The following is an 11003-nucleotide window of genomic DNA, read 5'->3' as shown; positions in this document are numbered from 1 at the left end:
CGGGAATCGCCTCAAGGCTGAACGCCAACGGCTACTGAATCCCTTGTTACAGATGCCCGTGCCAATGCACTTGCCCCTTTTTCCGCGGCGCCCACCCGCTCACGAACTCGCGCTGCGGTAGCTCAGCAAACTCTTGCGGAACATCCAGCGGCTGGCCCACAAACTGAACACGGTCATCACCGCCGCCCAAATGATGTACCACCCGGAGCCTTCTTCGCGGGCGACCAACGGATCGGCCAAAATCCGGGCCGGAACGTTCACCACCAACAGGATCGGGATCACAAACGTGAACAGACCGAACAGGGGCTTGCCCAAGTAGCCGCGGTTGTAAATCTCCATCGGATAGCGGCTGAAATTGGTGATGTAAAACCAGAAATTATAGAGCGACTGATTGCGTCCCAACCAAACACTGGTCGCACTCAACGCGATCATCACGCTGTACATGATGAAGATCCCACACAGCAAAAACACAACGTACAGCAGCACGGACAACAGTGACGGCACCATCGGGTCGACCTCGCGATGGGCCAGATTCCAGAGCGAGACCGCGGCGATCACCCCGCCGGCAAAAAAGTTCGACAATTGACTCCAATCGACCCGTCGAAACGAAATCAGAAACTGCGTATCGATCGGCTTCAACAACGCAAAATCCAATCCGCCGGTTCGAATCATCTCGCTGAATTCCTGGGCGTTGGGCATGAAAAACGCCTGCACCAATGAATTGATGAACCAGGTCGTCGCGATGAACAAAAAAAATCGATCGCGGTCCCACCCCGTGCCCTCTCCGATCGAACCGGTGTGCTCGAAGATGATCAAGTAGAAACCGACGTTCATCGCAGTCCAGCCAAGGCTGCTGACGCACTGCAAGAAGAAGTTCAAACGAAACGTCATGTCACGCACCAGACTGTTCCGCGCGAAGGTCACAAACACGCGGCCGTAACGGCGTAGCTCTTCCATCGAACTTAACCTCCAAAGCCGCTGTAGCGTTTGACCCCGCGCGCATAGGCGACGCGACACAAGATGATGAAGAACACCAGCCATCCGGCCTCGATCCACATTTCCTTGGCCAGCTCCTCCTCCGGAATCTTCTCCAGGAAGATCGCCGCGGGGAAATAGGCCAGGTACTTGAACGGCAACCAGTTCACCACCATCAAGACGCTCTCCGGCAACATCGTCAACGGAAACATGTGACCGGACAAAAAGAAGCTGAACAACATGATCACGAACAGCAACGAACTGACTTCTAAGAACCAGAACCCGATCATCCCGATCGCCGCTTCCAGGAAAAAACCGATCAGAAACCCCATCACCAACGAACCACAAAACGCCAAGAAAACCGGCAGACTCGGCCAACCGCCGACGAAGTAATCTCGCGCCAAGAAAAAGACGAACGCGAACGGGGCGACCGCGATCGCGTAATAGGCCAACTTATGAGCCACACGGGTGAGCAGCAGAAACGCGATCAAATCGATCGGCTGAATCAGAAACCGCTTCACTTCACCTTCGCGGATTTGCTGGGCAATGCCGGACGCCAATCCCGGCATACTGGAAAACGCGCGGGCGATCATCGTCAATAAGTAATACGCCACCATGTCGCGGAAACCAAATCCGCCGATCTCCGCCGCCGAATCCCCCTCGGGGTCCCCGATCGAATCGAACACGGCGTACCACAAAAAGATCTGAGTGATGATCGGCAAGAAACGCATCAGCGTGCCGAGCGCGAAATCGCCGCGATACACCAAACGTTCACCTAACGATGTCTTCAAGATCATCCACCAAACCGCGATCCGGTGCCCCAACGTGGGGGCCGGCAGCGGCGGAAAGTCGTCGGCGGTGACAGATGCGGCAGACAAAGCAATCTCCAACGGATAGGGAAACTCATCGACATGTTCTAACCGTCCGGCTCCCCTTCGCGAAGGACCGTTCGCCAGCCTCCCCGTGGCGTAAGCTTCCAGCTTGCGACCTCCACCCGTGGCGTAAGCTTCCAGCTTGCGCTCCCCACCCGTGGCGTAAGCTTCCAGCTTGCGTTCCCCGCCGCCTCGCGGCAGCCGACAACATCCCCGCCACGATTTCCCCAATACCTCGCCCTAACGCTTCGCACGCCCCAAGTGCCGCCCCACCAAAACGAGCACCAAGACGACCGCACCGACCCCCAACGCCGGCCACGCGATCGACACGCGTTCCAACAGCACCAGCGGTAGCGCGATCGTCAAAATCCCGCCACCGATAAACGGCGCCGACAACGGCGCCGCGAGCGCATAGTCACTCGCCGCCCCCGTTTTCAACTCCGGATCAACGACTCGCAACAACACAAACCCCGTCGCCGTTGTACCGGTCGACATGCCGTAGTTGATCAACGCAAGTGGAAACCAATGCTTTCCAGGCAATACCCAGCGCGACAGGACCATCAAACAGATCGCGGTCCAAATTGCCCCACAAACAAACAAAATCGAAAACGGCCCGATCAGTGCCGCCACCGCACTCAGCTTCAACGAGGTGATCGCGGCGACCACCAACACCTCCATCGCCGTCGAACTGAGCCGCTCGATGGTCGCCGAATCGACACGATGAGATTGCCCCAGAGCACGCAGGACCCGGCGAACCAGCCAGCCGCCGAACATCGTGTAGATGAACAGCGGGAAATCCATCACGTTGCTCGCCGCCATCCGCTTGGACAACTCTGCGTCGGCGCCCTTCGCCCCTGATGCGGCCCCGGCACCGAGCGCCACGTCGACTTGCCCGGCCAGCCCCAGCACGGCCGCTTGCATCAGCATTCCCACCCCGACGGCCAAAGCGACCCAGACGATCTGCAACAGCAGCGGGTCAATCGCGTCCGATGAAGTGGTCTGAAACCCGATCGGCTGCTTTTCCTGCGACACCCTCGGTGACGAAGATTCCGCCGAATCACCGCGCAACCATCCCAGGTGCGCGGCCACGTTGATCCAGAAAATGCCGCTGACGACACCATAGACCAGCCCGCACGTCGCCATCAGCAACCCCAGATCCAAACCGGCCTCCAAGCCGACTTGCGGGCTGCTGAACACTTGCCCCATCGCCGCCGCCGTGCCGTGACCACCGGCAAACCCCGTTTCGATCAACATGCCAAACGAATTGGGCACGTCATACAGCGGTTGGATCAACAACCAAGTCGCCCACAATCCGACCATCGTCTCGCCGAGCACGATGATCCAGACCATCAATCCCTGGCGGCCGACGCGTCGCGCGGTGGAATCATCGTGCGGTCGTGGGCTGCCGCCGGATTGCTGCAACATCATCGCCGCAAACACCACGGCGATCAGCGGTCCCGGCCAACTGGCCAGCGTCGCATTGACCTCCGCCGTCTTCGCCGCGACGACGTCGCCCCCCCATCGCCCCAGCAACGTGACCGTCAACAACCCGACAAACCCGGCAACCACCGACCCCGGAATGAACAGCACCCGCAATGCAGCGATCGATTGCCGCAAGACGGCACCGACCAACAACAGAATCGCGACGGCCAGAATCGCCCAACTCATCCGGCGGCCAAATCGCGACGCGACGACTCCACGCCACCCCGATCCATCCCGCCGGGATACCCGGTCCGTCGTCCAACAATCTCCGGTCGCCCCAAACACCGATTGGTCAGTCGAGCGACCTCGTCCGGTTCGGTGATCTCCGAAAGGGTCTGGGGGTCACCACTCGGGGTCTGCCCGATGACCAGAATTCGAGCCCCCACCTTCAGAAACGTCACGCGCGTCTTGGCGTCGATCGCCGCACTGCCGAGATTTCGCAGCACATCCTCCGGCAACGCGCCGGCGAGCGTTCGAGACGAACCGTAGCGACGTGAAATCCAAACCAGTCCGCCGAAAACGGCCAGCACCACCAGCAACGAACTGACGGTGGTCACGACCGGCCCGGCCAACGTTCCTCCCGCTGCCTGTCCGTCGTCCGCCGCGGCGTCTTCGGAAACCAACAAGGCAGGGAACGCATCGACAGTCGTGCTATCGACAGTCGTGTCACTGATACGTTCGACCGATGGCGGACTTTCAGGAACCGTCGCCACAGGGTTGCGATAGACCGAATGCCCCTGCGGCGGCGATTGTGCGTGGGCGATAGCTGTGCAGTGTGACAGCACAAACGCGGCGAAACAGACTGAAACGCGAAACACGGGTTTTACCATTGGATCCATTCGTCGGTTGAACTCGGCCGTAGGATGCGACGCGATCGAACGGTCCTGGACGCCGGTCCGGCTACCGCTTTATCTCGCCTAAATCGTCCGATAAATCAAGTGCAGTCTCATCCGCGCCGCGGCTGATACAGGTCCAGATCGGCCCGCCCGCCCAGCGAGGCGTAGACGGCCACGATTTCTTTCAGCCCGCCCCAAAAGTCGACTTCGGCATCTCCCGTTGTCTGCCGGCCGACCGCAAACAGGTAATCCGCGGGCAGAGGAAACGACCGGCTGATTTCCTCGCTTTCGGCGCCGGTTGCCACGATGACGGCTTCAAAGTCGGCCGACGTCCCGTCGTCGAACGTCAGCTGAAAATCAGGCGGCACGTCGTCATCCTCCCCCGTTTCTGCGACCGCTTCGTCCTCCGCATCGTCCCCCGCATCGGCAGACACCAGCCCCATCGCCGTCACACGCACGGGGCAGCGGAGGCGACCGCGCAACAGATCGGTTTCCGTCAACGGCAACCAGACCCGGTCGATCCATTCGCCGATCGACAACGGCAGCGGTTGGGGGTCGGCGTCGCCGGCCTGAGCTTGCAACGCCCCCCTGGCCAACGGTGAAACACATCGATCGGGCATCATCGGGATCGGCTCGTCACGCTTTTCGGCGATCCAATGGGCCACCCCCACCGCCTCAAACAACGTCACGTCATAGCCGAGAAAGCGACCGTAGAGTGCCGCTTCGATGCCCAGCGGCCCGGCACCGATCACGGCGATCGATCCAGGCGGTTCCAATGTCGCGGTCGTTTCAGTCATCACATCTCCATTAAAAGGTGTCCGACACCTTTTTGGCTAAATAGGAAACTTACGTGGGCGTCCACGTGGACGCATGGTTGATTCCAGGTCGAGTCGGCGGGCGGTCGATTCGACCCAGGTTTCATCGCCGAATGGCACTCCCCGCTTGATGCACCAATGAAGTTGTTGTCGCTCCTTCTCGGAAAACTCCATCGACACCCATTGGGTCCATCCAGACTTCCTGGGAATCGGCCAGGAGGCAAGTAGACTCTTTTCTTGGGACGATCCATGCCGCCATCGCCAGAGACTGCTCCACCTCCACTGCTCCGCGTGCTGACAAAGATTTCCGGACAGCGGGTTGCGTTCGACGTAACGGCAAAGTGTCAAAAAGTGCTCATCACATTGCACGGGAAATGACTTAAAACGCCCTTGATAGAGGTGCCCTTCACCGGTGGACTCATAGTGGGCGTGATAGCGCTGGGTATGGGTCAAGCAGAGCCATTGGCCGAAGCGTCCCATTTCTCCGTCGACCTCGGGGCTGACAACGAGGTGCCAGTGATTTGGCATCACGCAGTAGCTGTACAGCTTGATTTTGGAACGCTCGACAGCTTGCCGTAAGATCTCCTCAAAGGCCACGTAGTCAGCTTCCTTGTGGAAGATTTCATCCCGCCGGTTAGCGCGATTGAGCATGTGATACACGCCGCCCGCCTCATCGGCCCGTTTGGGTCGTCCCATTGCCACTCCTCCCGCCAGCGAAGCGGGAATCCTACCGCCGCAAAATTGCCTAGTCAACCAAAAAGGTGTCGGACACCTTTTTCGTTCGCTTCTGCTGTTTGCCAACGGAAAACGGCTGCAGGTCGATCGGCGGTTGGTCACCCGCCATCACGTCAGCCAGGCACGTGGCGGTCCCCGGCGAAAGATGAATGCCGCTGCGGAAATGTCCCGTCGCAACAAAGATCGAATCGCTATCGGGCAACTTGCCACAGATCGGGAATCCGTCAAACGTCAACGGACGCAGACCGGACCAGGCACCAAGCTCTCGTGCTCGTTTCAGCGGCGGACAAACCCGGTGGGCGAATTCGCGAAACTCCGCCAGCATTCCCGGCGTCGTCCCGCGTTGAAACCCCACCTCTTCTTCGCACGATCCGACCAGCACGGCACCGTCACGTCGTGGAACAAAATAGCGTTGACCCAAATTGATCACACTCGACAGAACCGGCGTCTCGGTTTTCAGCAGCAACACCTGACCGCGGACCGGCACCAGGCTGGTCGCCAGCTTCAACCGCTCGGCCATCAATCCGCTCCACGTGCCGCCACAAACAACCACCTGCCCGGCGTTCACCTGACGCCGCGGCTGATGCCGCCCTTGCACCGAAATCGTCACGTCCGATCCGACCTCGCTGAGATCAACCACACTCGATTGATCCAGGAACGTCACCCCCAATCGATCACAGGCACCGATCAAGGCTTGCAAGAACAGCGGCGGACAAATCTGGTATTCATCGGGCACCCACCAGGCCCTGGCACGCGGCGCGCGCTCGGCCCAACTCGCCAGCGCCGGCTCGGCTGAACTCAATTCCCCGAGCGACCTCTCCTGACACTCGATCGACAACTCACGCCAGAACGAAACCATGCCCACCATCGATGCGGTCTCACCGGCCGTGTCCGACAGATACCATCCACCGCAACGCGCCAGCTGTGCATCCACACCGGACTCCGCCTTCAACCGTTCCACCAGCTCGGGAAACAGCCGGTGACTGAGCCCACGCAGTCGATCCATCGGGTCGGTCGCACTGTCGAGATTGGCCGGTGGAAGAATGCCTGCCGCAGCCCACGACGTGGCGGAGCGAAACGGCGTGCGGATCGAACACGCATCGGTTTCCATGGCGACCAATCGGTCCCGATCGATGACCGTCACCGTTCGGCCGCGGCGGGCCAATTCATAGGCCACTGTCAAACCGATGGCACCGGCGCCAATCACCACCACGTCCGTCTTCATGCCATTCCCCGCTGCGAAACTGCTTGTTCGACTGTCCGATAGAGTGACGGGTAACGCGTCTCGCCTCCGCACTGCTTCAATTGATTCACCAAGTGCTGTAACTCCGTGATCGTGTCGACATCTTCCATCGGGGGTAACGTTGCCACACGTAACCCTGCCTGCTCGGCGCGGAGACACGTCAGATCGAACACCGAATCACTGCTCCAAGGCATCTGCTCCATCAACCCCTGATACACGTTCCGCCACGGGCCTCGCAAACCGATCAAGTAATAACCGCCGTCGATCGCCGGCCCCAGAACCACGTCATGCTCTCCGAGCAATTCTCCGGCCCGGTCGACGACCGCAGCTTCCAGCAGGGGGCAATCGGCACCGATCAGTACCGCATCGACATCCGATTCGGTGGCTTGCATGAACCACGCTTTCATCCGGCACCCCAGCTCACCTTCGCCCTGGAACCGGATCCCCCAGCCCTCGGGCAACAAGGCTGCAAAGTCCGCCTGGCGGTCCCGGGGCGTGATCACAAACGAACGCTCCTCCGCGACGGCGGCCAGCTGCGTGGCCAGATGCTGGCAGAACGCCCGATGCACGTCAGCGGCTTGGGGCATACCGATGGTGGCACCCAGCCGGGTTTTCACCTGTCCCGACGCCCAGTACTTGGCCATCACGCCGAGAATCAGTTTTCGGCCAGTACTTCGATGCATCCAAACCAACGGATTCGAGAGGGGTGGTGAAGGGTCAGGCAGACAGAAAGACAACGTGCATTATCCGCCCCAAGGCGTTCTTGAGCACCCCAGGGAAACGTGACCGGACGAATTCTCAAGGCGACGAGACCTCCATCCCCGGCCCACTCCAACCGCTAAAACCAAACCTCGCGTGACATTTACCGCGTCAGATTCCCTCTGTTTGGTGTGATTGTTGCCGTCGATGCGGTTACCATACGAGTTGGGCGTGCCTGGACGTCGCAGCAACTTTATTTGTGAAAATCGTTTTCCGATTTTCCGCGTTCCTCTCCAATCAGGTCCGCAAGTTGCGTAGACTTCTCGTCTCGCCAAAATTGATACCCTGGAAAATCTGGCACACTGCACCACGAATCCTGGTGCTGCCAGACCACCAACACGGTCACTTATGTCGGAACCGTCGCCCAAAAAATTTCTTGAGCTGGTCGAGAAAAGCCGCCTGGTTGATCCAGTCAAAATGAAGCGGTTGTTGGAGAAGGTTCGCGAACACTACGACGGCGGGTTGCCGCCAGACGCAAAGACGCTGGCCCGGTTGTTCGTCAAGAACGGATTGCTGACCGAGTGGCACAACGAAAAGCTACTCAACGGAAAATACAAGGGTTTCTTCTTAGGCAAGTACAAACTGCTCGGTCACATCGGCACCGGTGGAATGAGCAGCGTCTATCTGGCCGAACACACCAAGCTGCATGATCGTCGCGCGATCAAAGTGTTGCCGAAGAAACGCGTCTCGGATTCGTCTTATCTGGCCAGGTTTCAACTCGAAGCCAAAGCGATCGCGTCGCTGAATCACCCGAATATTGTTCTGGCCTACGACATCGACAACGAAGGCGATGTGCACTACATCGTGATGGAATACGTCGACGGCCTGGATTTGCAAGCGCTGGTCAAACGCGACGGCGCGCTCGATCCCTCAACGGCGGCCGAAGTGATCGGGCAAGCCGCCCGCGGACTGGCACACGCCCATTCCAAAGGCGTGATCCACCGCGATGTCAAACCGGCCAACCTGCTGCTCGATTCCTCCCATACCGTCCGCCTGCTCGACATGGGGCTTGCGCTGATGGGGGCCGAGGAAGACGAATCGCTGACCGTGGCCAACAACGAAAACGTCCTCGGCACCGCAGATTACCTCGCCCCCGAACAAGCCCTCAACAGCCATACCGTCGATCATCGTGCCGACATCTATGGACTCGGATGCACGATGTACTTTCTGTTGACCGGCCAACCGCCGTTCAACCAAGGCACCTTGGCCCAGCGGATCGCGATGCATCAAAAAGAGATGCCCAAACCGATCCGCGAAATCCGGCGGAATGTCCCCGGCGAACTGGAGGGCATTTGCGTCAAGATGATCCAAAAGGATCCCAAGTATCGCTATCAATCGGCGACCGACGTGGCCGAAGTCCTGGAGCGATTCGTCGCCAAAGTCCCCCGCGGCCAAAAAGTCACCATCGGGCTGGGCGATCTGCCCGACCTCGACGCGGACGGGTCGTCATCGATCTCGCTGGACGATAACGACGTCAGACCCAACCAGGGCGGCGACACGCTGTCCAACAAGAACGACGACACACTGGCCAGCAGCCGCAGTCGCCTGATCCGCGGCGAAGGGTTGAGCGCCAACGACAGCGGAAAGATGGTCAACGTGAAACGCTCCACGATCGACTTCAATGACAACAGCTTCTTAGACCTGCAGGTCGAATCGGGCTACGGCGGGGCGACCGCTCGGCAAACCCCGGCCGCGAAACCGAAATCGGCGATCGGCAAGCGACAGCACTACCCCGAACGCAGCGATGGGCGTTCCAGCGTTCACGTCGGAAATGAATCCGATGTGCATCGAGCCGATAGCCGAAAGCCGGCCAAAGAAAAAGGCGTCGACAAAGTGCTGATCGCCGCCCTCCTGGTCGCCTTCTTTATCGTGGCGGTCGGGCTGGGGGTTTTCCTCGGCCGTGTCACGGGACCGTAATGGCCAGCGGCGGTCGGGCTCTCTAAACTCTCGATCACAAACATCGAACCGTTCGCAACGCGCGTGCGCCGACGCGTCGAACCCGTGTCCGCCAAATTCCCGCCTCCGACCCAGATTGCACCACGCCGATGACCGTCGTTTTCGAGCGTCCGTATGAATTCGTCCCTCCTTTCCGAGGCACGCTGTGGCCCTGGCTCATTCAGCGGCTGCGTTTGTACGATCGCTATTTGAAACGCAAAGAAGGCGTGGTCGACTACGAACTGCGTGGCACCGAGCACCTCAAGCAGTCCCTGGATGCCGAACACGGCGTGCTACTGGCGCCGAATCACTGCCGCTACGCCGATCCGCTGGTCATGGGTTGGCCGGCACGACAACTGGGCATCCATGTGCACGCGATGGCGTCCTGGCACCTGTTTAACGAAGGCCGTTTCGACCGTTTCGCGTTGCGACGCATGGGGGCGTTCAGCATTTTCCGCGAAGGCAACGATCGGCAATCACTCGAAACCGCGATCGACATCCTGGTCGAAGGCCGACGGCCGTTGATCATCTTCCCCGAAGGCACCACCAACCGCACCAATGACCAGTTAAAACCGTTGCTCGATGGCGTCGCCTTCATCGCCCGGACCGCCGCCAAACGCCGTGCCAAACGTCACGCCGACCCGGCCCAATCCGCCGCCTCGGGCAGCGGAAAAGTCGTGGTCCATCCGGTCGCGATCAAATACCTGTGCCTGGAAAACATCGACCGCTGGGCGACGCAGCAACTGGACCAATTCGAACAGCGCCTCGGTTGGAAACTGATGCCCCGCCGCAGCATCCGAGAACGCACCCTTCAACTCGCCGAAGCCCTCTTGGCACTCAAAGAAGTCCAGTACTTCGGCCATTGCAACGGCGGCGATTTATCGACCCGACGAGACAACTTGATCGAACACGTCCTCTCGTCCACCGAAGCCCAGATGAAACTGGATCAACCCTCCCAGGAAACCCGCGAACGAGTCCGGCTGATTCGCTCCACCGCGTCCTCTCGCTATTTCGACAACGGCGCCGATCGCTCCACCGCGACCGAATTGAAACGCTGTGTCCTCGCCGCCGACTTTGCCCAAGACCTCTCGTCCTATCCCGACAGCTACCTGATGCCCGATCAGGTGACCGACACCCGCATCGTCGAAACCATCCAGCGGATGCAAGAAACCGTCAATGGAAACGCCGATCACACGATTCCGTTGAAGGCGGTCATCGAGTTCGCACCGGCCATCGAAGTCGACACGCAACGGGCCCCCAAAGGCCAGCGTGACCCGCTGATGCAATCACTCGAAAACGAACTCACCGCGAGACTCGCCAAACTCGCCACCGAAGCACGAAAGTTGTAGTC

The 11003-nt window shown here is 59.7% G+C and carries 10 protein-coding genes; 2 read left to right on the top strand and 8 right to left on the bottom strand.

The features are described from left to right. Positions 1-99: 99 nt before the first annotated feature. The 8 genes from NZK35_RS10465 to NZK35_RS10430 all read right to left on the bottom strand — a co-directional run bounded on the left by NZK35_RS10465 (position 100) and on the right by NZK35_RS10430 (position 7641). Complete coding sequence (locus NZK35_RS10465; protein ID WP_259632488.1) at positions 100-957, bottom strand: ABC transporter permease; 858 nt, start codon at positions 955-957, stop codon at positions 100-102. A 5-nt stretch (positions 958-962) separates the two neighbouring features. Beyond that, positions 963-1853: an ABC transporter permease gene (locus tag NZK35_RS10460; protein WP_259632487.1), complete on the bottom strand. Its 891-nt coding sequence runs from the start codon at positions 1851-1853 to the stop codon at positions 963-965. A gap of 234 nt (positions 1854-2087) precedes the next feature. Next, on the bottom strand, positions 2088-3515 hold the full coding sequence (locus NZK35_RS10455) for a sodium/glutamate symporter (protein ID WP_259632486.1): 1428 nt from the start codon (positions 3513-3515) through the stop codon (positions 2088-2090). Then, positions 3512-4159, bottom strand: a complete 648-nt coding sequence (locus NZK35_RS10450) for a FliO/MopB family protein (protein WP_259632485.1) — start codon at positions 4157-4159, stop codon at positions 3512-3514. Before NZK35_RS10450 ends, NZK35_RS10455 begins: the two co-directional genes overlap by 4 nt. A gap of 116 nt (positions 4160-4275) precedes the next feature. Further along, positions 4276-4962, bottom strand: a complete 687-nt coding sequence (locus tag NZK35_RS10445) for an NAD(P)/FAD-dependent oxidoreductase (protein ID WP_259632484.1) — start codon at positions 4960-4962, stop codon at positions 4276-4278. Between the two features lie 36 nt (positions 4963-4998). Then, positions 4999-5676, bottom strand: coding sequence for a transposase (locus tag NZK35_RS10440; protein ID WP_259632483.1), 678 nt, complete (start codon positions 5674-5676; stop codon positions 4999-5001). 49 nt (positions 5677-5725) lie between these two features. Beyond that, entirely contained in the window at positions 5726-6940 is a 1215-nt protein-coding gene (locus tag NZK35_RS10435) for an NAD(P)/FAD-dependent oxidoreductase (protein ID WP_259632482.1), read from the bottom strand. Further along, on the bottom strand, positions 6937-7641 hold the full coding sequence (locus NZK35_RS10430; RefSeq protein WP_259632481.1) for a TIGR04282 family arsenosugar biosynthesis glycosyltransferase: 705 nt from the start codon (positions 7639-7641) through the stop codon (positions 6937-6939). The genes NZK35_RS10435 and NZK35_RS10430 overlap by 4 nt, the downstream gene beginning before the upstream one ends. A 493-nt stretch (positions 7642-8134) precedes the next feature. Between NZK35_RS10430 and NZK35_RS10425 the strand changes: the two genes are divergently transcribed. Both NZK35_RS10425 and NZK35_RS10420 read left to right on the top strand, forming a co-directional pair. Further along, a complete protein-coding gene (locus tag NZK35_RS10425; protein ID WP_259632480.1) occupies positions 8135-9634 on the top strand; it encodes a serine/threonine protein kinase in 1500 nt (499 codons plus the stop codon). Between the two features lie 128 nt (positions 9635-9762). Next, positions 9763-11001 (top strand): lysophospholipid acyltransferase family protein, encoded by a 1239-nt coding sequence (locus NZK35_RS10420; RefSeq protein ID WP_259632479.1) that lies wholly within the window; start codon positions 9763-9765, stop codon positions 10999-11001. Positions 11002-11003 lie beyond the last annotated feature (2 nt).

The organism is Stieleria sedimenti (genome assembly GCF_025060895.1).
Lineage (GTDB): Bacteria > Planctomycetota > Planctomycetia > Pirellulales > Pirellulaceae > Stieleria > Stieleria sedimenti.
This window is presented reverse-complemented; position numbering and strand designations above follow the sequence as displayed.

What these genes read in the sequence shown, in the direction of transcription:
- NZK35_RS10465 (WP_259632488.1), bottom strand. Translation starts at nt 957, where the DNA reads ATGGAAGAGCTACGCCGTTACGGCCGCGTGTTTGTGACCTTCGCGCGG.
- NZK35_RS10420 (WP_259632479.1), top strand. Translation starts at nt 9,763, where the DNA reads ATGACCGTCGTTTTCGAGCGTCCGTATGAATTCGTCCCTCCTTTCCGA.
- NZK35_RS10450 (WP_259632485.1), bottom strand. Translation starts at nt 4,159, where the DNA reads ATGGTAAAACCCGTGTTTCGCGTTTCAGTCTGTTTCGCCGCGTTTGTG.
- NZK35_RS10435 (WP_259632482.1), bottom strand. Translation starts at nt 6,940, where the DNA reads ATGAAGACGGACGTGGTGGTGATTGGCGCCGGTGCCATCGGTTTGACA.
- NZK35_RS10430 (WP_259632481.1), bottom strand. Translation starts at nt 7,641, where the DNA reads ATGCATCGAAGTACTGGCCGAAAACTGATTCTCGGCGTGATGGCCAAG.
- NZK35_RS10425 (WP_259632480.1), top strand. Translation starts at nt 8,135, where the DNA reads ATGAAGCGGTTGTTGGAGAAGGTTCGCGAACACTACGACGGCGGGTTG.
- NZK35_RS10455 (WP_259632486.1), bottom strand. Translation starts at nt 3,515, where the DNA reads ATGAGTTGGGCGATTCTGGCCGTCGCGATTCTGTTGTTGGTCGGTGCC.
- NZK35_RS10445 (WP_259632484.1), bottom strand. Translation starts at nt 4,962, where the DNA reads ATGACTGAAACGACCGCGACATTGGAACCGCCTGGATCGATCGCCGTG.
- NZK35_RS10440 (WP_259632483.1), bottom strand. Translation starts at nt 5,676, where the DNA reads ATGGGACGACCCAAACGGGCCGATGAGGCGGGCGGCGTGTATCACATG.